Here is a 21,083-nt window from a genome sequence, read left to right as displayed (position 1 = left end):
TCGTCAGCCGAGTCCGCCGCCCCGGCCGGCTCGGCCCGCCGCCGCCTCGTGCATGGCGAGTTCCAGGAGGGCCGCGTCGGTGAGGGTGCCCGTGCCGTCCGGCGGGATCAGCCAGCGCACGCCGGCCGTGGACCGGTCGGGGTGGGGGACGACGATCCAGGTGCCGGCGCCGGCCGAGCGGACGCCGGTGCCGATCCAGCGGGCTGCCGTGCCGGGCGGCACGAAGAAGCCCATGCGGTCGTCGCCGAAGTCGACCAGCACGGGGCCGGGCCGGTCGAGGATGCGGATGAGGACGTCGAGCGTGGGATAGCCGAGGCCGCCCGGCAGGATCAGGACGTCCCAGGCCTTGCCGGCCGGCAGCAGGGCGACCCCGAGGGGGCTGCGCTCCCATTCCCGGCGGCAGGCCCGCGGATCCGGCGCCACCGATGCGAGCCACTGAACCGCCGTCTTCGGACCTGCCATGGGCGGACCCCCCTCTTCCTCGTGTTCCCGGTGTCCTGGTGTCCCTCGTCGAAGTGCGAGGGCCACGCGGGCGCGTCAGAAGGAGGAGAGGGGGGTCCCCGGCGGGCATTACGCGGGTTCAGCTCACTCGTTCGGGTGAACCCCGGCGTGCGGTGCCCGCGTCAGCTGTCGAAGCCGAGGCCGAGCCGGTCCATCGTCCGCAGCCACAGGTTGCGCCGCCCCTCCCGGGCGTCCGCGCGGGCCAGCGACCACTTGGTGAGGGCGATGCCGGTCCAGGCGAACGGCTCGGGCGGGAAGGGCAGCGGCTTCTTGCGGACCATCTCCAGTGAGGTGCGCTCGGTGCGCTCCCCCGCCAGCAGGTCGAGCATCACCTCCGCGCCGAACCGGGTCGCCCCGACGCCCAGCCCGGTGTACCCGGCGGCGTACGCGACCTTCCCCTGGTGCGCGGCGCCGAAGAACGCCGAGAAGCGCGAGCAGGTGTCGATGGCGCCGCCCCACGCGTGCGTGAAGCGGACGCCCTCCAGCTGCGGGAAGCAGGTGAAGAAGTGCCCGGCCAGCTTGGCGTAGGTCTCGGGCCGGTCGTCGTACTCGGCGCGGACCCGCCCGCCGTAGGGGTAGATCGCGTCGTAGCCGCCCCACAGGATCCGGTTGTCGGCGGACAGCCGGAAGTAGTGGAACTGGTTGGCGGAGTCCCCGAGGCCCTGCCGGTTCTTCCAGCCGACGGACGCCAGCTGCTCCGCCGTCAGCGGCTCGGTCATCAGCGCGTAGTCGTAGACCGGCACGGTGTACGACCGCACCCGCCGCACCAGGCTCGGGAAGATGTTCGTCCCCAGCGCGACCTGCCGGGCGCGGATCCTCCCGTACGGGGTGCTCACGGCCATTCCCGCGCCGTACGGCTTCAGCGTCAGGGCGGGCGTGTGCTCATGGACGCGGACGCCGAGCCGCAGGCAGGCCCGTTTCAGGCCCCAGGCGAGTTTCGCCGGGTGCAGCATGGCCACGCCCCGCCGGTCGTACAGCCCGGCCTGGAAGGTGGGCGAGGCGACCTGCTCGCGCACCGCGTCGGCGTCCAGGAACTCGACGTCCTCGGCGAGGCCCCGGCGGTCGATCTCGGTGTACCAGTCGCGCAGCTCCCGGGCCTGGTAGGGCTCGGTGGCGACGTCGATCTCGCCGGTGCGCTCGAAGTCGCAGTCGATGCCGTACCGGGCGACCGCCGCCTCGATCTCGTCGAGGTTGCGCATCCCCAGTTCCTGGAGGACGCGGATCTCCCGCGGCCAGCGGGCCAGACCGTTGGCCAGACCGTGGGTGAGGGAGGCCGCGCAGAAGCCCCCGTTGCGGCCCGAGGCGGCCCAGCCCACCTCGCGGGCCTCCAGCAGCACCACATCCCGCCCGGGGTCGCGCTCCTTGGCGATCAGCGCGGTCCACAGTCCGCTGTAGCCGCCGCCGACGACCAGCAGATCGCAGGTGGCGGGGCCGGTGAGGGCGGCCTCGGGCCGGGGCTTTCCGGGGTCCTCCAGCCAGTACGGGACCGGCCGGGCTTCGGAGAGGGAAGCGGACCAGTCCTTCCCTCCGCCGAATTCTTCACTGAATTCACTGCCACTGCTCATGGCGCTCGGGGCCATGATTTCAACTCCCTACGGAGGATTCGCGAAAGGGCTATGCCTTCTGCCGGTTGCGGCGGTTTCCGACGACCATGGAGGCCAGGACGAGCAGCACGGCGACGAGGAACATGGCCGTGCCGATGACGTTGATCTGGACGGGCGTTCCGCGCTGTGCCGAACCCCAGACGAACATCGGGAAGGTGACGGTCGAGCCCGCGTTGAAATTGGTGATGATGAAATCGTCGAAGGAGAGCGCGAAGGCGAGCAGCGCGCCCCCGGCGATTCCCGGGGCGGCGATCGGCAGCGTGACCCGGACGAAGGTCTGCACGGGGCCGGCGTACAGGTCCTGGGCGGCCTGCTCCAGCCTCGGGTCCATCGACATGACACGCGCCTTGACGGCCGTCACGACGAAACTGAGGCAGAACATGATGTGCGCGATGAGGATCGTCCAGAACCCGAGCTGCGCGCCCATGTTGAGGAACAGGGTGAGCAGCGAGGCCGCCATGACGACCTCGGGCATCGCCATGGGCAGGAAGATCAGCGAGTTGACGGCGCCGCGCGCGCGGAAGCGGTAGCGGACGAGGGCGAAGGCGATCATCGCGCCGAGGACCGTGGCGCCGAGGGTCGCCCAGACGGCGATCTGGAGGCTGACCGCGAGCGAGCCGCACATCCCGGCGACGCCGCACGGGTCTTTCCAGGCGTCCGTGGAGAACTGCTGCCACTCGTAGTTGAAGCGGCCCTTCGGTTTGTTGAAGGAGAACACCGTGACGATCACGTTGGGCAGCAGAAGGTAGGAGAGCGTCAGAAGTCCCGCGATGACGACGAGATTTCTTCTCAGCCAGTTGACGAAGGGCATTTAGACCAGATCCTCCGTCCCGGACCTGCGGATATAGAAAGTGATCATGAAAAGGATCGCGGCCATGAGGATGAAGGAGAGCGCGGCCGCCGTCGGATAGTCGAGCACCCGCAGGAACTGCGTCTGGATGACGTTTCCGATCATGCGGGTGTCGGTGGAGCCGAGGAGTTCGGCGTTGACGTAGTCGCCGGACGCCGGGATGAAGGTGAGCAGCGTGCCGGAGACCACGCCGGGCATCGACAGCGGGAAGGTGACCTTGCGGAAGGTGGTGACCGGCTTGGCGTACAGGTCGCCGGCCGCCTCGTGCAGCCGTCCGTCGATGCGCTCCAGCGAGGTGTAGAGCGGCAGGATCATGAACGGCAGGAAGTTGTACGTCAGACCGCACACCACGGCCATCGGGGTGGCCAGCACCCGGTCGCCGGAGGTCCAGCCGAGCCAGGCGGTGACGTCGAGGACGTGCAGCGCGTCCAGTGCGCCGACCACCGGTGAGCTGTCGGCGAGGATCGTCTTCCAGGCGAGGGTGCGGATCAGGAAGCTGGTGAAGAACGGGGCGATCACCAGGATCATGATCAGGTTCCGCCAGCGTCCCGCGCGGAAGGCGATCAGATAGGCGAGCGGATAGCCGAGGATCAGGCACAGGACGGTCGCGGAGCCCGCGTAGAGGATCGAGCGCAGGAACTGCGGCCAGTACGCGCTCAGCGCGTCCCAGTAGGTCCCGAAGTGCCAGGTGACCTGGTAGCCCTCCTCCAGGGAGCCCGTCTGCACGGACGTGGAGGCCTGGTAGATCATCGGCAGGGCGAAGAAGACGACCAGCCAGAGCAGTCCGGGCAGCAGCAGGAGGTACGGCGTCCAGCGGCCGCGTCTGCGCGGTGGCCGCTCCTTCGGCGTGGGCGGGGAGAGAGGCGGGGGCGCCTCGGTGAGCGTTGTCATCAGACGGCCGCCTCCTCGTCGAGGCCGGCGTCGATGGCCTGGGCGGCGTCCAGACCGAAGGTGTGGGCGGGGTTCCAGTGCAGGACGACCTCGGCGCCGGGGGCCAGCCGGGCGTCGCGGTCGACGTTCTGGACGTAGACCTCGAGCTCGGGGCAGACGGCGCTGTCGACGACGTACTGGGTGGAGACGCCGATGAAGCTGGTGGCGGCGATGGTGCCGGTGACGCGGTTGCGGCCGACGGGGATCTCGCCGGCGTCGTCGGCGTGGGTGAGGGAGATCTTCTCCGGGCGTACGCCGACCAGCACCCTGCCGCCCGCCTCGGCGGGCGCGGTGCAGCGGGCCTCGGGCAGCAGCAGTTTGCCGCCGCCCGCCTTGAGGACGATGTCGCCGCCGCCGTGGGAGTCGACCTCGGCCTCGATCAGGTTGGACGTGCCGAGGAAGTTGGCGACGAACGTGGTCTTCGGGTTCTCGTAGAGGTCGGCGGGCGAGCCGAGCTGCTCGACGCGGCCCGCGTTCATCACGGCGACCGTGTCGGCCATGGTCATGGCCTCCTCCTGGTCGTGCGTGACGTGCACGAAGGTGATGCCGACCTCGGTCTGGATGCGCTTGAGCTCCAGCTGCATCTGGCGGCGCAGCTTGAGGTCGAGGGCGCCGAGGGGCTCGTCGAGGAGGAGCACCCTGGGGTGGTTGATCAGGGCACGGGCGACGGCGACGCGCTGCTGCTGGCCGCCGGAGAGCTGGTGCGGCTTCTTGCGGGCCTGCTCGCCGAGCTGGACGAGGTCCAGCATCTCCTCGACCTGCTTCTTCACGCTTCGGATGCCGCGCCGGCGCAGTCCGAAGGCGACGTTCTCGAAGATGTCGAGGTGCGGGAAGAGGGCGTAGGACTGGAAGACCGTGTTCACCGGCCGCTTGTACGGCGGCAGCGACGTGACGTCCTGGTCGCCGAGGTGCACGGTCCCGGAGGACGGCTCCTCCAGGCCGGCGATCATGCGCAGGGTGGTGGTCTTGCCGCAGCCGGAGGCGCCGAGCAGGGCGAAGAACGAGCCCTGCGGGACGGTCAGGTCGAGCGGGTGGACGGCGGTGAAGGAGCCGTAGGTCTTGCTGATGCCGGAGAGGCGGACGTCGCCGCCGCTGTCAGTCGTCTTCATCGTCGTCACGCCCCAGTGAGCTTCGCGAACTGTGCTTCGTAGGCCGTCTCCTCCGTCGCGCTCAGGGAGCGGAAGGAGTGGGACTTGGCCTGCATGGCCTTGTCGGGGATGATCAGCGGGTTCTTCGCCGCCGCCGGGTCGATCTTGGCGAGTTCAGGCTGCACGCCGTCGACGGGGCACACGTAGTTGATGTACGCGGCGAGTTGGGCGGCCGGCTGCGGCTCGTAGTAGTAGTCGATGAGCCGTTCGGCGTTCGCCTTGTGACGCGCCTTGTTGGGGATCAGCATGTTGTCGCTGGACGTCATGTAGCCGCTGTCGGGGATGACGAAGTCGATGTCGGGGCTGTCCGCCTTGAGCTGGACGACGTCGCCGGCCCAGGCGATACACGCCGCGAAGTCCCCGCTGGTGATGTCCGAGGTGTAGTCGTTGCCGGTGAAGCGGCGGATCTGCCCCTTGTCGACGGCCTTCTGGAGGCGGGCGATGGCGGCGGCGTAGTCGTCGTCGCTGAACTTCGCCGGGTCCTTGCCCATGTCCAGCAGGGTCATGCCCATGGTGTCGCGCATCTCGGTGAGGAAGCCGACGCGGCCCTTGAGCCGGGGGTTGTCGAGCATGTCGGAGACCGACGTCACCTCGATGCCGTCGAGGGCCTTCTTGTTGTAGGCGATGACGGTCGAGATCCCCTGCCAGGGGTAGGAGTAGGCCCGTCCGGGGTCCCAGTCGGGGCTGCGGAACTGGCTCGACAGGTTGGCGTAGGCGTGCGGCAGCAGGGAGGCGTCCAGCTTCTGCACCCAGCCCAGGCGGATGAGCCGGGCGGCGAGCCAGTCGGTGAGGACGATGAGGTCGCGGCCGGTGTCCTGGCCGGCGGCGAGCTGCGGCTTGATCTTGCCGAAGAACTCGTTGTTGTCGTTGATGTCCTCGGTGTACTTGACGGAGATGCCGGTCCGCCGGGTGAACTCCTCCAGCGTGGGGTGGTGCTTCCCCGACGCGTCGACGTCCATGTACTCCGTCCAGTTGGAGAAGTTGACGGTCTTCTCCTGGGCCGAGTGGTCCTCGGCGGACGTGCCGCCCGCGGCCTGGCCGGCCGCGGGGATACCGCAGGCGCTCAGCGCCCCCAGTCCGCCCAGCGTCAGGGCGCCGCCGGCGGAGGCGCGCAGCAGCGACCGGCGGGTGAGGGCCGCCCTGCCGTTGCTGAGACTGCGCCGCACGGCGGCCGCTCGGGGCGGGGTCAGGCGGTCTGGCTCGTACTGCTCCATGCGCGTGGTGACCTTTCGGAAGTGGTCGGCCTGGTCGGCGGCCGGTGTGACGCCACCCGGCGGCAGCCCGGAGCGGGCTACGGCCGGTCCCCGAAGACGGTGCGGTGCCAGTCCTTGCGGGCCACCGCGGTGTTGTCGAACATGACGTGCTTGAGCTGGGTGTACTCCTCGAACGAGTAGGCGGACATGTCCTTGCCGAAGCCGGACGCCTTGTGTCCGCCGTGCGGCATCTCACTGATGATCGGGATGTGGTCGTTGATCCAGACGCAGCCGGCCTGGATCTCGCGTGTCGCCCGGTTCGCCCGGTAGACGTCCCGGCTCCACGCGGAGGCGGCGAGCCCGTACGGGGTGTCGTTGGCGAGCCGGATGCCCTCGTCGTCGGTGTCGAACGGCAGGACGACCAGGACCGGCCCGAAGATCTCGGACTGCACGACCTCGCTGTCCTGGGCGGCGTCCGCTATCAGGGTGGGCCGGTAGTACGCGCCGGCCTTGAGGTCCCCCTCGGGCGACTCGCCGCCGGTCACCACGCGCGCGTATGCGCGGGCGCGGTCGACGAAGGCGGCGACGCGGTCGCGCTGGGGGTGCGAGATCAGCGGGCCGAGGTCGGTTCCTGGGGTGAACGGGTCACCGAGCCGCACGGTCTCCATGAGGGCGGCGGTCCGCTCGACGAACGCCTCGTAGAGGGGCCGCTGCACGTACGCGCGCGTGGCGGCCGTGCAGTCCTGGCCGGTGTTGATGAGGGCGCCCGCGACGGCGCCGTGGACGGCGGCCTCCAGGTCGGCGTCGTCGAAGACGACGAAGGGCGCCTTGCCGCCGAGCTCCAGGTGGAGGCGTTTGACGGTGGCGGTGGCGATCTCGGCGACGCGCTTGCCGACGGCGGTGGAGCCGGTGAACGACGTCATGGCGACGTCGGGGTGGCCGACGAGGTGTTCGCCGGCTTCCCTGCCGGCGCCGGTCACGATGTTGACCACGCCGTCGGGGATGCCGGCGAGCGTCACGGCCTCGGCGAAGAGGAGCGAGGTGAGCGGGGTGAGCTCGGCGGGCTTGAGCACGACGGTGTTGCCCGCGGCGATCGCCGGGAGGATCTTCCACGCGGCCATCTGGAGCGGGTAGTTCCAGGGCGCGATGGAGCCGACGACGCCGATCGGCTCGCGCCGCACGTAGGAGGTGTGGTCCCCGGAGTACTCCCCGGCCGACTGCCCCTGGAGGTGCCGGGCGGCGCCCGCGAAGAAGGCCGTGTTGTCGATCGTGCCCGGGACGTCGAACTCCCGGGTGAGCTTCAGCGGCTTGCCGCACTGGAGGGACTCGGCGCGGGCGAACTCCTCGGCCCGGTCCGCGAGGACGGCGGCGAGGCGGTGCAGGGCGTCCGAGCGCTCGCCGGGCGTGGCGCCGGCCCAGCCGGGGAACGCGGCGCGGGCGGCCGCGACGGCCGCGTCCACGTCGGCCGCGCCGGCGAGTTCATAGGTGAGGACCTCGTCGCCTGTCGCCGGGTCGACCACGGTGTGCGTGCGGCCGGACGTGCCGTGCCTCAGACGGCCCGCGATGTGCTGGGCGCCCTGCGCGAAGCGGTCCCGTGCGGGGAACCGGTCGGATCGGTCCGGGGTGGCGGTGCCCGGTTTCTGCATGTCGCTCTCCTCCGCCTTCGCCCCACTTTACGCGGGGGCCGGTGGCGTAGCTCCAGCTCGATTTGACTGCCGATCCTGGCAGAGCGAAGGCCGTCCAACAAGTGATTCCGTTGTTGCCTTTTGGTTACGCGACGGAATCTGTCGACCAGGTGTCGAGTGGGGGTGGAAAAGGGCGGACGGAGTGTCAGTGGTGCGTGGCAAGGTGGCGTGCATGGAGAGGATCGATTCTCGGGACGCCCTGGTCAGGGCGCTCGGCACGGGGGCGAGGGTCAGGTACCTGCACTTCTGGGGGCATCGGCCGCAGCCCGACGGCCGGGTGGGCGCGAGCTGTCTGAGTCAGTGGTGGCCGTCGCCGTTCGAGGTGGACGGGGTCGCCTACGCGACGGCCGAGCACTGGATGATGGCCGGCAAGGCGCGGCTGTTCGGCGACGCGGATGCCGAGCGGCAGGCGCTGGCCGCCGGGCACCCCGCCGAGGCGAAGAAGGCGGGGCGGCTGGTCAGAGGCTTCGACGAGGCGACCTGGGAGCGGGAGCGGCTGCGGATCGTGGTCGAGGGCAGCGTGCACAAGTTCGCCGCCCATCCCGAGCTGCGGCGGTTCCTGCTGAACACGGGTGACCGGGTGCTGGTCGAGGCCAGCCCCGTGGACCGGGTCTGGGGCATCGGCCTCTCCGCCCGGGACGACGGGGCCTGGGACCCACGGCGGTGGAAGGGCCCCAACCTGCTGGGGTTCGCGCTGATGGAGGCTCGGGAGCGGCTGCGCTCCGGGGACGCGCCACAGGGGAGCTAGTGCCCCGGCACCAGCGGAATCGCCGTGCGGCGCTTCGGCTCCCCTGCGGCGGCTTTCTCAGCGGTAGTCGCGCGTGACGATGAACAGGACCAGCATCGCGGCCGCCAGGACGAATCCGGCGATGCCGCAGATGATGCCGGCGAGGGCCTGACCGGGGTTGTTCGCCTCGCCCCGCTTGGCCTTCGAGCGTCCGATCAGGCCGAAGACGAAGGCGAGGGGGCCGATGAGGAGCGTCGCCGGCCACATGCAGAATCCCACGGCGGACACGATGCCCAGGACCATCGCGGCGATGCCCATCCCGTTGCTCGGCGGCCGCATCCCGTTCCAGCCGTAGTAGGCCGGGAGGCCGCCGCCGTACCCCGGGGCGCCCTGGTGGCCGTAGCCGCCGGGATAGCCGTACGGCACGGGCCCGGGTCCGCCCGGCGCGATCGGCGGCGGCGGAACCGGGCCGCCGGGCGGAGGCGCGTAGGGGTCGAACCCCGGCGGCGGCCCGCCGGCCAGGGTGGCGGGGTCGGGCGGCGGAAACGCGGCGAAGGGCGCGCCCGCGGGCGGTGTGGACGTCGGCGCGTGCGTCGGCACGGGCCCTTGCGCGGGCGGGCCGAAGGGGCCGGCCCAGGGCTGCGGGCCCCCCGGCGCGGGATTCGCCCCGGCGCCGGGCAGCGAGGTGACCGTCGGCTGGTGGTGGACGGCAGGTGGGACCTGGTCCCGGGGAGCGAAGGGCTGCGGTTCCTCCGCCGGTGGTTGCTCCCCCTGCTGTTCCTCCGCTTGTCGTTCCTCCGCCTGTCGTTCCTCCGCCTGCCGAACGGTCTCCGGTGAGGGCGCGGCGTCCTGCGGGGCGGGCGCCTCGGGGAAGGAGACCGGCTCCTCGGGGAAGACGACGGTGGTGTCCGTGCCGTCGCCGGAACCCGCGGCGGGTTCGGGCCAGGGCCCGGAGGCAGCCGAAGAGGAAGCGGACGTGCTGCCCTCGGTCACGGGCTTCGCGTTCACCACCGGCGGGGCTTCCGCGTCCGGCTTGGTCAGCGGCACCTTGGGCGCGGGCACCGCGTCCTGCGGCCCGGTGTGCGCGTCGGACGGCTCCTCGCCGATCGCGTACTGCGGCCCCTCCGCCCCCTCCGGCACGGAGCCGGGCGCGGCCCATGGATTCTGGACGGCGTCGTCGGCGGCGTCAGGCCGCGAAACTGCGGCCTCCCCCTGCACTGCCGGCGTCGGTGCGTCGTCGGACATACGCGGGACCCCCCTTTGTCGTACGTTCCGCAATGCTAAGGCCCTGGATCGGCGGTGGGCGGCGGACCGAGGCACGTCCCTGCCCGCCGCATCCGCCCGCCGCACGTGCGCCTACGATGACCCCGACCCACCGATCAGCCGATCACCGCGCTCCCGTCGAGCCCCCGGGCCGCTCGGAGCGCCGCTCCTGGGGAGGATCCCTTGACCGACAACCGCGACGTCCCCGCCGGACCCCTCACTCCCGCCGAGCCCAGCGCAGGCGTCCACGCCTTCATCGCGGGTCTGCCCAAGGCCGAACTGCACGTCCACCACGTCGGCTCCGCCTCCCCGCGGATCGTCTCCGAGCTGGCCGCGCGCCACCCCGACTCCAAGGTGCCCACCGACCCCGAGGCGCTGGTCGACTACTTCACCTTCACGGACTTCGCGCACTTCATCGAGGTGTACCTCTCCGTCGTCGACCTGATCCGCACCCCGGAGGACGTCCGGCTGCTCACCTACGAGGTCGCCCGGGACCTGGCCCGCCAGCAGGTGCGGTACGCCGAGCTGACCATCACCCCCTTCTCCTCCACCCGCCGCGGCATCGACGAAGTCGCCTTCATGGACGCGATCGAGGACGCCCGCAAGGCCGCCGAGGCCGACTTCGGGACCGTGCTGCGCTGGTGCTTCGACATCCCCGGCGAGGCCGGTCTCGAGGCGGCCGAGGAGACCACCCGGCTCGCCACGGACGACCGGGTGCGCCCCGAGGGACTGGTCTCCTTCGGGCTCGGCGGCCCGGAGATCGGCGTGCCGCGCCCGCAGTTCAAGCCGTACTTCGACCGGGCGATCGCCGCCGGGCTGCGCTCGGTGCCGCACGCGGGCGAGACGACCGGCCCGGAGACGGTCTGGGACGCCCTCACCCACCTGCGCGCCGAGCGCATCGGGCACGGCACCAGCTCCGCGCGGGACGAGAAGCTCCTCGCCCACCTCGCCGAGCACCGGATCGCCCTGGAGGTCTGCCCCACCTCCAACATCGCCACCCGCGCGGTGCGCACCCTCGACGAGCACCCGATCAGGCGGTTCGCCGAGGCGGGCGTCCTGGTCACGGTCAACTCCGACGACCCGCCCATGTTCGGCACCGACCTGAACGCCGAGTACGCGGTCGCCGCCCGCCTCCTCGACCTGGACGAGCGGGGCCTGGCCGATCTGGCGAAGAACGCCGTCGAGGCGTCGTTCCTGGACGGCCCCGGCAAGGCCCGCCTCGCCGCCGAGATCGACGCCTACACCGCGGGGTGGTCCGCCCCCTGAGGGCGGCCCGCGCCGGCGCCCCACCACAAGGAAGGCCATGCAGACCGTGACCGCCGTGGCCCATCGCGGCGACCCGTACCGCTTCCGTGAGAACACCCTCGACTCACTGCGTTCCGCGCTCGACCTGGGCGCGGACGCCGTGGAGATCGACGTACGGCTCACCAGGGACGGCGTGCCCGTTCTCCTGCACGACGAGACGCTGAAGCGGCTGTGGGGGCACGAGCGGCCGCTGCGGTCGCTGTCGGCCGCCGAGGTGCGCGGTCTGACGGCGGGCGGGGTGCCGACCCTGACGGAGGCGCTGGCCGCGACCGAGGGCGCGCGGGTGATGCTGGACCTGCCGGGGACGAGGGACACGCGGGCGGCCCGCCGGATCGTGGACGCCGTCCGCGAGGCCGGCGCGGCCGACCGCGTCTACTACTGCGCCGACGCCGCCGCGATGCTCGCGGTGCGCGCCGCCGACCCGTCGGCCGAGATCGCCCTGACCTGCACCAGCCGCGCCCCCGTCCGCCCCGCGGTGCTGGCGGCGATACGGCCGCGCTGGCTCAACTACCGCTTCTCACTGGTCGACCGCGACCTCGCCGACCGTGTGCGCCGGGACGGGCGACTGCTGTCGGTGTGGACCCCGGACACCCGACGCTCGATGCGCCGGCTGCTGGACCTGGGCGTCGACTCCATCACGACGAACCGCGTCGACGTGCTGTGCGCCCTGCGCAAGAACGGCTGACGGGCCCCGGCGCGGCCGTGCTCAGGCGGCCACCGCGCTCCAGGCGTTCGGCGTGAGGGCCGCCGGCCGCTTGCAGAAGTCGCCCCCGTTCATCCGCACCGCCTCTCGCCGCTCAGCCGCGGCTGTCGCTCCCCTCCCTCGTCTCCCGGGCGTCCGTGGCCGCGCTCGGCCGGGCCGAGGGGGCGATCGGCGGCCGGGAATCCTCCGCGGACGGAGACGGGCGGGTCGAGTCGGGGGCCGGCGCCCCGGTGGCGGTGCGGCGACCGGGGCCGGGGGTCGGGGCCCCCTCGGTAGGTCCCGCCCCGGTCGACGGGGTGGCCACTGGCGGGGTCTCCCGGGTAGGGGCGGGACTCGCGGGCGGTGTGGGCGAGTCGCTGAAGGGGCTGCTCATCGGGGGCGGGGCGAGCGGCACCGCGGGCGATGCGGGCGCCTCGGACGCCGACAGGCGCAGGGGCAGCACGACGGCGGCGGCGACGGCGCAGGTCACGCCGACCCCGGCCGCCGCGCGCAGCAGCCGGCGGCGGGCCGCGCCCCGGCGGATGTCCTCGTACCGGCCGGGCGGCGGGGCGAGATGAGCGGCGGCGGGCCGAAGGATGACGGCGAGGGGGTCGTCGGGGGCGCCGTGCGGGCCGTCGTCGAAGTCGTCAGCGGGTGTGATCAAGGCTTCTCCTCAGGTGGGCGCGGAGCAGTTCTCGGGCCGCGTGGAGATCGGCCTTGACGGTTCCCTCCTTGCGCCCGGTCAGCGCGGACACCTCGCTGATGGGCATGTCAGCGTAGTAGTGCAGCAGGATCGGCACGCGCAGCCGGTCCGGCAGGGACTGCACGAGCATCCGCACCGAGGGGTCCGCCGGTTCCACCGAAGCGCTGACCGCGGCCTCGGCGGTGACCCGGCGCACTGCCCGGCGTTCCCGTTCGACCTTGCGCCAGTGGTCGCGGACCAGGTTGGCGGCGGTGACGTAGAGGAAGCCCTGCGGCTCCGCCACCGCCGTCCAGCGGGCCCAGAGCCGGGTGAACGCCTCGGAGGCCATCTCGTGCGCCGTCCCGTCGTCGTCGACGAGACGGCGGCACCAGCCGGCGAGGCGGGGGTAGAGGGCGGCGAACAGTTCGGCCGCCTCCTTCTCGCGGGACCGTTTCACCGTTCTCCTGGTTCTCCTGACGAGGCCGCCGTCGAGCCGGTCGCGGAGCCTCGCGCCGGGACCAGCGCCGCGAAGACGATCACGTTGTCGCGGTACTCCTGGCCGTCGCGCGGCCCGCCGCAGGTGATGAGGCGCAACTCGGGCCGGTCCACGTCGCCGTAGACCTGCTGCGTCGGGAAGTCGGCCTTGGCGACCGTACGGACGGCGGTGACGGCGAACTCGGCCGTGGTGCCGTTCTCCAGGCGCGCCTCGATCCGGTCGCCGTCGCGCAGCCGGTCGAGGCGGCGGAAGACGCCGTCCCCGAACGCGCCGACGGTGACATGGCCGAGGATCACCGACGGGCCGGTCTGCCCCGGCGTCGGCGAGTGGCGGTACCAGCCCGCCCGGTCGTCGGCCTCGATCGGGGGCACCTCGACGCTGCCGTCGGGGGTCAGCCCCAGCGCCATGAGCGGGGTGTCGACCCCGATGGCCGGGATCCGCAGCCCGACCGGCGTCGACCGCGCGAGCGGCCGGGCCGTCGCGGCGGCGCCGGCGCGGCCGGCGTTCCGCGCGCCCGTTGCCGACGAGGCGTCGGACGGCCGGTCCGCAGGCGGCCGTTCGGCCGTGCCGGCCCCGCCGCAGCCGGTGAGGAGCACCGCCCCGGCCGCGGCGAGGAAGGCGCGCCTGGAGTACGGGCTCATGCCCCGGTGGTCCGCTGGCGACGCACGAAGTACACGCCGGCGCCGCCCGCGAGGAACACGGCGGCGACGCCCGCGCCGATCACACCGGCCTCGCCGGTGGAGTCCTCGGAGGTGGGGACCGCACCGGTGTCGGCCGCTCCCCTCGGGACGACGCCGACCTGGCCCCGGCTGGAGGAGTCGGTGGCGGGCTCGGCCACGGGCGTGGGCCTGGCGCTGGCGTCGACCGCGGGCGCCGTGGGAGCAGTCGTCGGTCCCGGCCCGTCGGCGGACGCGGGCACGGCGGTCGCCAGCAGTGCGGCGCCCGCGACGGCGAGGGCGCCGAGACCGGTGCGGTAGGTGAAACGCATGAATCGCTCTCCTTCGTCGGTCCGCGCACACGGCACCCGGGCGAACTCCACGGGCTGTGTGACGGATCGAGCGGAGAGACGAGGCAGCGCCCGAGCGGGTTGTAAAGGGATGGCAAAGTGTGGGATCCGGGTCGATGCTGGGGGGATCGGTGACGACCGTGTGCGCGGATGTTGAAGGAGGCTTGCGGGGGTCTCCGGGGTCCCGTAGTACGTGAAGCATGAACTTGTTCACCCGTGCTGCGTCCCTGCGCCGCCCGGCTCCCCCCACAGAGTCCCAACTCCCCGACGACGGCGCGATGTTCGCCTCCTCCCCCAGGGATCCCGCGCTGGCGGCACTGACCGGGGAGTGGATGATCGACCCGGCTCACAGCCGTCTAGGTTTCTCCGTGCGCCACGCCATGGTGACGACCGTGCGCGGGGCCTTCACGGAGTACCGGAGCCGGCTCTTCTTCGACGGACGCGATCCGTCCCGCTCCCGGGCGGAGATCGTGCTCTCCACGGCCTCGGTCGACACGGGGGTGGAGCAGCGCGACGCCCATCTCGTCGGCCGTGACTTCCTGGACGCCGCGACCTATCCCCATATGCGCTTCATCAGCAAGACGGTCCGGCTCACCGACAACGAGGTGTACCGGATGAGCGGCGACCTCACCATCAAGAGCGTCACCCGCCCCGTGGACCTGGAGCTGACCTACATCGGCCGGGTCACCGACCCGTTCGGGTACGAGCGGGTCGGCTTCGACGGAACGACCACCATCAACCGCTCCGACTGGGGCCTGACGTACAACGCGAGACTCGCGGAGGGAGGCGCCATGGTGAGCGAGAAGGTGCGCCTCCAGTTCGACATCGCCGCGATCCGCAACGGCTCCGCCGGCTGAGGACGCCGTCCCTCGCGGACCGGCCCGGCGGAGGCCGGTCCGCGAACACCCCGGCGCCGAGGGGGACTTACACGTCCAGCGAGGTCATGACGTGCTTGATCCGCGTGTAGTCGTCGAAGCCGTACGCCGAAAGGTCCTTGCCGTACCCGGACTTCTTGAAGCCGCCGTGGGGCATCTCGGCGACGAGCGGGATGTGGGTGTTGATCCACACACAGCCGAAGTCGAGCTTCTTGCTCATCCGCATCGCGCGGCCGTGGTCCCTGGTCCACACCGAGGACGCGAGCGCGTACTCGACGCCGTTGGCCCACTCCACCGCCTGGTCCTCGTCGTTGAAGGACTGGACGGTGATGACCGGGCCGAAGACCTCGTTCTGGACGATCTCGTCGTCCTGCCTCAGGCCCGAGACGACCGTCGGCGCGTAGAAGTAGCCCTTGTCGCCGACCTGGTGGCCGCCCGCCTCGACCTTGGCGTGGGCGGGGAGGCGCTCGATGAAGCCGGAGACCTGCTTGAGCTGGTTGGGGTTGTTCAGCGGGCCGAAGAGGACGTCCTCGTCGTCCGGCTGCCCCGTCTTCGTCTCGGCGGCGGCCTTGGCGAGCGCGGCCACGAACTCGTCGTGGATGGCCTCCTGGACGAGGACGCGGGTGGCCGCCGTGCAGTCCTGCCCGGCGTTGAAGAAGCCCGCGACCGAGATGTCCTCGACGGCCTTGGGGATGTCGGTGTCGTCGAAGACCACGACCGGGGCCTTGCCGCCCAGCTCCAGGTGGACCCGCTTGAGGTCCTTGGAGGCCGACTCGGCGACGGACATGCCCGCACGCACGGAACCGGTGATGGAGGCCATCGCCGGAACCGGGTGCTCGACCATGAGCCGGCCGGTGTCGCGGTCGCCGGTGATGACGTTGAAGACGCCCTTGGGGAGGATGCCGCCGATGATCTCGGCGATCAGGACCGTGGACGCCGGGGTGGTGTCCGACGGCTTCAGCACGACGGTGTTGCCCGCCGCGATCGCCGGGGCGAACTTCCACACCGCCATCATCATCGGGTAGTTCCACGGGGCGACCTGCGCGCAGACGCCGACCGGCTCCCGGCGGACGATGGAGGTCAGGCCCTCCATGTACTCGCCGGCGCTGCGGCCCTCCAGCATCCGGGCCGCACCCGCGAAGAAGCGGATCTGGTCCACCATCGGCGGGATCTCCTCGGTGCGGGTCAGCCCGACGGGCTTGCCCGTGTTCTCCACCTCGGCGGCGATCAGATCCTCGGCGCGCTCCTCGAAGGCGTCCGCGATCTTCAGCAGGGCCTTCTGGCGCTCGGCCGGGGTGGTGTCCCGCCAGCCGGGGAACGCCGCCTCGGCGGCCCGCATCGCGGCGTCCACGTCCGCCTGCCCGGACAGCGGCGCGGTCGCGTACGCCTCCCCGGTCGCGGGGTTGACCACCTCGGTGGTCCGTCCGTCGGCGGCATCCCGGAACTCACCGTCGATGTAATTGCGCAGACGACGCAGCTCGGTGCTCACTGCCGGCCCTCCAGTTCGCGTGTGTCCAATGGCTGAGACACCCACCCTAGTCCGTGCCTTGACGTTTTCAACACCCCCGCTCCGGCCATAGCTGCGAAATCCGCAGGTCTCACCTTTGTAAACAACGAATTTCATCGCCTCGACCTTGCGAAACCGACGAGAGGTCGTGCACAGTGAGCCCGTGGCCAGTCGAAGCGCAGAGCAACGGGACTCCCGCGAGTCCAAGAACGGCACCCCTCACCTGGATGCCGTCAGCCTCGCCATCATCGAACAGCTCCAGGAGGACGGCCGCCGGCCGTACGCCGCGATCGGCAAGGCCGTCGGCCTGTCGGAGGCGGCCGTGCGCCAGCGCGTCCAGAAGCTGCTCGACCAGGGCGTGATGCAGATCGTCGCCGTCACCGACCCGCTCACCGTGGGCTTCCGCCGGCAGGCGATGGTCGGCATCAACGTCGAGGGCGACGTGGAGGAGATCGCGGAGGCGCTGAGCGACATGGCGGAGGTCGAGTACGTGGTGATGACCGCGGGCTCGTTCGACATCCTCGCCGAGATCGTCTGCGAGGACGACGACCACCTGCTGGACGTCATCAACAAACGGATGCGGGCGCTGCCCGGCGTGCGCTCCACCGAGAGCTTCGTCTATCTGAAGCTCAAGAAGCAGACCTACATGTGGGGAACCCGATAACCGTGAGGACCCGATAACCGTGAGCACCAAGGACCTCAGTCGCAGCGCCTACGACCACCTGTGGATGCACTTCACCCGCATGTCGTCGTACGAGAACTCCCCCGTCCCCACCATCGTCCGGGGCGAGGGCACCTACATCTACGACGACAAGGGCAAGCGCTACCTCGACGGTCTCGCGGGCCTGTTCGTGGTCCAGGCCGGTCACGGCCGCACGGAACTGGCGGAGACCGCGTTCAAGCAGGCGCAGGAGCTGGCGTTCTTCCCGGTCTGGTCCTACGCCCACCCCAAGGCCGTGGAGCTGGCGGAACGCCTCGCCCACCACGCCCCGGGCGACCTGAACAAGGTCTTCTTCACCACCGGCGGCGGCGAGGCCGTCGAGACCGCCTGGAAGCTCGCCAAGCAGTACTTCAAGCTGGTCGGCAAGCCCACCAAGCACAAGGTCATCTCCCGCGCCGTCGCCTACCACGGCACCCCGCAGGGCGCCCTGTCCATCACCGGCCTGCCGAGCCTGAAGGCCCCCTTCGAGCCGCTGGTGCCCGGCGCGCACAAGGTGCCGAACACCAACATCTACCGCGCGCCGATCTTCGGCGACGACCCCGAGGCGTTCGGCCGCTGGGCCGCCGACCAGATCGAGCAGCAGATCCTCTTCGAGGGCCCGGACACGGTCGCCGCGGTCTTCCTGGAGCCCGTCCAGAACGCCGGCGGCTGCTTCCCGCCCCCGCCCGGCTACTTCCAGCGGGTGCGCGAGATCTGCGACCAGTACGACGTCCTGCTCGTCTCGGACGAGGTCATCTGCGCCTTCGGCCGGCTCGGCACCATGTTCGCCTGCGACAAGTTCGACTACGTCCCGGACATGATCACCTGCGCCAAGGGCATGACCTCCGGCTACTCCCCCATAGGCGCGTGCATCATCTCCGACCGCCTGGCCGAGCCGTTCTACAAGGGCGACAACACCTTCCTGCACGGCTACACCTTCGGCGGCCACCCCGTCTCGGCGGCCGTGGGCCTCGCCAACCTCGACCTGTTCGAACGCGAGGACCTCACCGGTCACGTCCTGGCCAACGAGGGCGCGTTCCTGTCGACCCTGCAGAAGCTGCACGACCTGCCGATCGTCGGCGACGTCCGCGGCAACGGCTTCTTCTACGGCATCGAACTCGTCAAGGACAAGGCGACCAAGGAGTCCTTCGACGCCGAGGAGACCGAGCGCGTCCTGTACGGCTTCCTGTCCAAGGCCCTCTTCGACAACGGCCTGTACTGCCGTGCCGACGACCGCGGCGACCCGGTCGTCCAGCTCGCCCCGCCGCTGATCTCCGACCAGCGGACGTTCGACGAGATCGAGCAGATCCTGCGCGCGACCCTCACGGAGGCGTGGACGAAGCTGTGATCTTCCGCTGAGGTGATCAACACCGGCCCCGGTGCCCGCCGTTCGAGTGAGAACGGCGGCCCGGGGCCGTGTGCTGTGCGGATGCCCGCCATGACGTCCTTAGCGTGCTCGTGACCGATCGGCCCTCCCTTCGTTCACCCGGACGGGGGAACGGTACGGAACGCGGCACGCAATCACGGACCTGAACCGAGGTGTACGCCCATGGAGGCCCCGCCGGACAACGACGTGCTCTGGGCACGCTCACTGCACTTCACGCACCCCGACGGCTCACCGGCGCTCGGCGGTGTCTCACTGGGCGTGCACGAGGGCGAGATCCTCGCCGTCACCGGCCCGCGCGGCAGCGGCAAGACGGCCCTGCTGCACTGCCTGTCGGGCCTCGCGCCCGTCCAGCGCGGCGAGGTCTGGTTCAACAGCGTGCCCGTGCACACCATGGGGCCCGCGGCCCGCGAGCGGCTGCGCCGCGACCGCTTCGGCTGGATCGACCCGGTCCCGGCGCTCGTCCCGGAGCTCAACGTCTGGGAGAACGCCGCCCTCCCGCTGATGCTGCGCGGCACCAGCCGCCGGCGCGCCAAGGCCGCCGCCCTGGAGTGGCTGGACCGCCTCGACGTCGGCGAGCGGGCGCGCTGCCGCCCGCACGAGCTGACCCAGGCGGAACGCCAGCGCGTGTGCATCACCCGCGCCCTCGCCCCCGCCCCGTCGGTCCTCTTCGCCGACGAGCCCACCGCGCCCCTGCACCGCGCCGACCGCGCGCATGTGCTGCGCACGCTCACCACGGCGGCCCGTTCGCACGGCATCACCGTCGTGCTGGCCACCCACGAGGCGGAGACCGCCGCCCTCGCCGACCGCACCGTGTCGCTGCTGGACGGACGGCGGGTCAAGACGCTCCACCTCCCGCCCGCCGCCGAGACGGAAGGCCGGGCCGCGTGCTCGCTCTCCGCCTGACCCGCAGCGCCCACCCCGCCGTCCAGCTCCGCCGTCTGACGGTGACGGCGGCCTCGGCGGGCACCGGCTTCCTCCTCCTGTGCGCCCTCGGCCACGCGCTGTCCCACCCGGACACCCCGGGGGTCTCCGCGCTCCGGCTCGCCTGGTGCGCGCTCCCGTTCGCCGCCACGGTCCAGCTCGCCCTGGCGGTGGCCCGCACCGACCCGGGCACCCGGCCCCGCCCGGGGCTGGCCGCGATCGGCCTGGGCCCCGCCCGTCTGATGGCGATCTCGGCCACCACGACCGCCCTCGCCACCGCCGTCGGCTCCCTCCTCGCCCTGCTGGTCTTCCTCCACCTCCGCGGCGACCTCACCGGCCTCCCCTTCGACGGCGCCGCGGCCCCCTCCCTCGCGGCGGGCACCCCGATCCCCCTCCCGGCGACCCTCACCCTGCTCGCCCTCCTCCCCGTCACGGCCTCCACGGTGACGGCCCTGTCCCTGCGCCCGCGCGACCCGGCCGGCACGCATCCCGCCGGGGCCGAGGACGGCACCGACGCCGGCACGGACCGCGCGACCGGCGGCGCCCTGGCGGCCCTCCTGGACGCCGGCGCCACCCGGCATCTCGCGGAGGCCGGCGAGCCCGCGGTCACCGGTGCCGGGGCGGAAGAGGAGGGCACGGGTGACACCCGGCACGCGCCGGCCGACGGCCTCCCGCCCACCGGCATCCCCCCGCTCGTGCTGGACCGACGGCGTGCGGGCGCCGGCGCGCACGGCCTCCCCGCGGCCCCCGCCGACGCCGCACCCCGGGCAGCGGACGCCGACGCGGACGCCCCGGACGACCTCCCCCCGCCCGCCGCCCCCGACCCGACGAGCCTCCCCTGGGGCGCGGCCCTCCTGGCCACCGGCCTGGCCGTCGAGTCCTACGCCGCCCGCACCACCACCGCCGCCCCCCTGCCCCTGCCCGGCGGCCCCACCAGCCCCGCCGCGGTCCTCGCCGGCTGGGCTCTCACCGTCGTGGGCCTCGCCCTGGCCGGCCCCGGCCTCACCCATCTCTGCGGCCGCCTGCTCCAGGCCGCCCGCCCCGGCGCCCTGCGGCTGCTGGCCGGCCGAGGCCTGATGCAGGAGGCGTCCCGTATCGGCCGCCCCCTGGGCGTCCTGTGCGCCGTGGCCTCCGGCGCGTACTCGATGTCCGCGCTCCACGCCTCCACCGCCGCCGCCTCCCCCACCCCGGCGGACCTGGCCTTCGGCGGCCCGCTGGCCACCCTCGGCGCAGTCCTGGTCGCCGGCTGCGCCCTCGCCACGCTTCTGACGGCCGCCGTGGAGGCCCGTCAGGCCCGCGCCGACACCACGGCCGCCCTGCTCCGCCTCGGCGCCCCGAGCACCGCGCTGCGCACCGCCGCCGCCTTCCGCGCCGGCGCCCTCGCCGCGCTGTTCGTCCCGCTCACCCTGACGGTGTCCGCGCTCGCGGCCCTCCCCCTGACCATCTGAGAACACACTCCGAGAGAACACGGGCTCTGAAAAAACACGGGGCCGCATTCCCGATCCACCGATGAGTTCCGCGCGGATCCCCGGTCTACCCACCGAACGCACCGAGCCGCACACGCTCACCGCAGGACCGCACCGCACGGTCCGGCCTGCGGGCCGAGCCGCTGGACCAAGCC

21 protein-coding genes are annotated in these 21,083 nt (G+C 72.1%); 8 read left to right on the top strand and 13 right to left on the bottom strand.

Annotation, left to right across the window (positions count from 1 at the left end):
* Positions 1–3: 3 nt before the first annotated feature.
* The 7 genes from ACFYXA_RS31305 to ACFYXA_RS31275 all read right to left on the bottom strand — a co-directional run bounded on the left by ACFYXA_RS31305 (position 4) and on the right by ACFYXA_RS31275 (position 7,872).
* Positions 4–462 carry a hypothetical protein gene (locus ACFYXA_RS31305; RefSeq protein WP_389039209.1) on the bottom strand — a complete coding sequence of 153 codons (459 nt, stop codon included), beginning with the start codon at positions 460–462 and terminating at the stop codon, positions 4–6.
* Between the two features lie 161 nt (positions 463–623).
* Positions 624–2,081 carry an NAD(P)/FAD-dependent oxidoreductase gene (locus ACFYXA_RS31300; RefSeq protein ID WP_389039206.1) on the bottom strand — a complete coding sequence of 486 codons (1,458 nt, stop codon included), beginning with the start codon at positions 2,079–2,081 and terminating at the stop codon, positions 624–626.
* Positions 2,082–2,115: 34 nt separating this feature from the next.
* Entirely contained in the window at positions 2,116–2,916 is an 801-nt protein-coding gene (locus ACFYXA_RS31295; RefSeq protein WP_389039203.1) for an ABC transporter permease, read from the bottom strand.
* On the bottom strand, positions 2,917–3,846 hold the full coding sequence (locus ACFYXA_RS31290; RefSeq protein WP_352247132.1) for an ABC transporter permease: 930 nt from the start codon (positions 3,844–3,846) through the stop codon (positions 2,917–2,919). It abuts the gene before it with no gap.
* Positions 3,846–4,994: an ABC transporter ATP-binding protein gene (locus tag ACFYXA_RS31285; RefSeq protein WP_389039199.1), complete on the bottom strand. Its 1,149-nt coding sequence runs from the start codon at positions 4,992–4,994 to the stop codon at positions 3,846–3,848. The genes ACFYXA_RS31290 and ACFYXA_RS31285 overlap by 1 nt, the downstream gene beginning before the upstream one ends.
* A 5-nt stretch (positions 4,995–4,999) precedes the next feature.
* Positions 5,000–6,247 (bottom strand): spermidine/putrescine ABC transporter substrate-binding protein, encoded by a 1,248-nt coding sequence (locus ACFYXA_RS31280; protein WP_352247134.1) that lies wholly within the window; start codon positions 6,245–6,247, stop codon positions 5,000–5,002.
* 77 nt (positions 6,248–6,324) lie between these two features.
* On the bottom strand, positions 6,325–7,872 hold the full coding sequence (locus ACFYXA_RS31275) for a gamma-aminobutyraldehyde dehydrogenase (protein ID WP_389039195.1): 1,548 nt from the start codon (positions 7,870–7,872) through the stop codon (positions 6,325–6,327).
* 211 nt (positions 7,873–8,083) lie between these two features.
* On the opposite strand from ACFYXA_RS31275, the gene ACFYXA_RS31270 reads away from it, so the two are divergent.
* Positions 8,084–8,659, top strand: coding sequence for an NADAR family protein (locus ACFYXA_RS31270; protein WP_352247136.1), 576 nt, complete (start codon positions 8,084–8,086; stop codon positions 8,657–8,659).
* Between the two features lie 57 nt (positions 8,660–8,716).
* Here the strand turns inward: ACFYXA_RS31270 and ACFYXA_RS31265 are convergent, their stop codons facing one another.
* Entirely contained in the window at positions 8,717–9,883 is a 1,167-nt protein-coding gene (locus tag ACFYXA_RS31265; protein ID WP_389039192.1) for a DUF4190 domain-containing protein, read from the bottom strand.
* A 141-nt stretch (positions 9,884–10,024) separates the two neighbouring features.
* Between ACFYXA_RS31265 and ACFYXA_RS31260 the strand changes: the two genes are divergently transcribed.
* Together ACFYXA_RS31260 and ACFYXA_RS31255 are read left to right on the top strand one after the other, a co-directional pair.
* Positions 10,025–11,167, top strand: a complete 1,143-nt coding sequence (locus tag ACFYXA_RS31260; protein WP_389039315.1) for an adenosine deaminase — start codon at positions 10,025–10,027, stop codon at positions 11,165–11,167.
* A 37-nt stretch (positions 11,168–11,204) separates the two neighbouring features.
* Positions 11,205–11,891: a glycerophosphodiester phosphodiesterase gene (locus ACFYXA_RS31255; RefSeq protein WP_389039189.1), complete on the top strand. Its 687-nt coding sequence runs from the start codon at positions 11,205–11,207 to the stop codon at positions 11,889–11,891.
* A gap of 112 nt (positions 11,892–12,003) precedes the next feature.
* On the opposite strand, the gene ACFYXA_RS31250 is transcribed toward ACFYXA_RS31255, so the two are convergent.
* The 4 genes from ACFYXA_RS31250 to ACFYXA_RS31235 are packed head-to-tail and all read right to left on the bottom strand — an operon-like array spanning position 12,004 to position 14,054.
* Positions 12,004–12,552 carry a hypothetical protein gene (locus tag ACFYXA_RS31250; RefSeq protein ID WP_389039186.1) on the bottom strand — a complete coding sequence of 183 codons (549 nt, stop codon included), beginning with the start codon at positions 12,550–12,552 and terminating at the stop codon, positions 12,004–12,006.
* Positions 12,536–13,027, bottom strand: coding sequence for an RNA polymerase sigma factor (locus ACFYXA_RS31245; RefSeq protein WP_130444748.1), 492 nt, complete (start codon positions 13,025–13,027; stop codon positions 12,536–12,538). The genes ACFYXA_RS31250 and ACFYXA_RS31245 overlap by 17 nt, the downstream gene beginning before the upstream one ends.
* Positions 13,024–13,707: a class F sortase gene (locus ACFYXA_RS31240; protein ID WP_389039183.1), complete on the bottom strand. Its 684-nt coding sequence runs from the start codon at positions 13,705–13,707 to the stop codon at positions 13,024–13,026. The genes ACFYXA_RS31245 and ACFYXA_RS31240 overlap by 4 nt, the downstream gene beginning before the upstream one ends.
* Positions 13,704–14,054: an LPXTG cell wall anchor domain-containing protein gene (locus ACFYXA_RS31235; RefSeq protein WP_389039179.1), complete on the bottom strand. Its 351-nt coding sequence runs from the start codon at positions 14,052–14,054 to the stop codon at positions 13,704–13,706. The genes ACFYXA_RS31240 and ACFYXA_RS31235 overlap by 4 nt, the downstream gene beginning before the upstream one ends.
* A 218-nt stretch (positions 14,055–14,272) precedes the next feature.
* Between ACFYXA_RS31235 and ACFYXA_RS31230 the strand changes: the two genes are divergently transcribed.
* Positions 14,273–14,929 carry a YceI family protein gene (locus ACFYXA_RS31230; protein ID WP_352247142.1) on the top strand — a complete coding sequence of 219 codons (657 nt, stop codon included), beginning with the start codon at positions 14,273–14,275 and terminating at the stop codon, positions 14,927–14,929.
* A 67-nt stretch (positions 14,930–14,996) separates the two neighbouring features.
* Here the strand turns inward: ACFYXA_RS31230 and ACFYXA_RS31225 are convergent, their stop codons facing one another.
* Positions 14,997–16,436 carry a gamma-aminobutyraldehyde dehydrogenase gene (locus tag ACFYXA_RS31225; RefSeq protein ID WP_389039175.1) on the bottom strand — a complete coding sequence of 480 codons (1,440 nt, stop codon included), beginning with the start codon at positions 16,434–16,436 and terminating at the stop codon, positions 14,997–14,999.
* Between the two features lie 166 nt (positions 16,437–16,602).
* Between ACFYXA_RS31225 and ACFYXA_RS31220 the strand changes: the two genes are divergently transcribed.
* The 4 genes from ACFYXA_RS31220 to ACFYXA_RS31205 all read left to right on the top strand — a co-directional run bounded on the left by ACFYXA_RS31220 (position 16,603) and on the right by ACFYXA_RS31205 (position 20,910).
* The gene (locus tag ACFYXA_RS31220) at positions 16,603–17,118 is read left to right on the top strand and encodes an Lrp/AsnC family transcriptional regulator (protein ID WP_351095965.1); all 516 of its coding nucleotides are present in this window, start codon (positions 16,603–16,605) and stop codon (positions 17,116–17,118) included.
* A 19-nt stretch (positions 17,119–17,137) separates the two neighbouring features.
* Entirely contained in the window at positions 17,138–18,502 is a 1,365-nt protein-coding gene (locus ACFYXA_RS31215) for an aspartate aminotransferase family protein (RefSeq protein WP_351095963.1), read from the top strand.
* Between the two features lie 201 nt (positions 18,503–18,703).
* Positions 18,704–19,444 (top strand): ATP-binding cassette domain-containing protein, encoded by a 741-nt coding sequence (locus tag ACFYXA_RS31210; protein WP_351095961.1) that lies wholly within the window; start codon positions 18,704–18,706, stop codon positions 19,442–19,444.
* Entirely contained in the window at positions 19,426–20,910 is a 1,485-nt protein-coding gene (locus tag ACFYXA_RS31205) for a hypothetical protein (RefSeq protein WP_389039170.1), read from the top strand. Before ACFYXA_RS31210 ends, ACFYXA_RS31205 begins: the two co-directional genes overlap by 19 nt.
* The last annotated feature ends 173 nt before the right edge of the window (positions 20,911–21,083 follow it).

Source organism: Streptomyces sp. NPDC002566 (genome assembly GCF_042889585.1).
In the GTDB taxonomy this organism is placed as follows: Bacteria; Actinomycetota; Actinomycetes; order Streptomycetales; family Streptomycetaceae; genus Streptomyces.
This window is presented reverse-complemented; position numbering and strand designations above follow the sequence as displayed.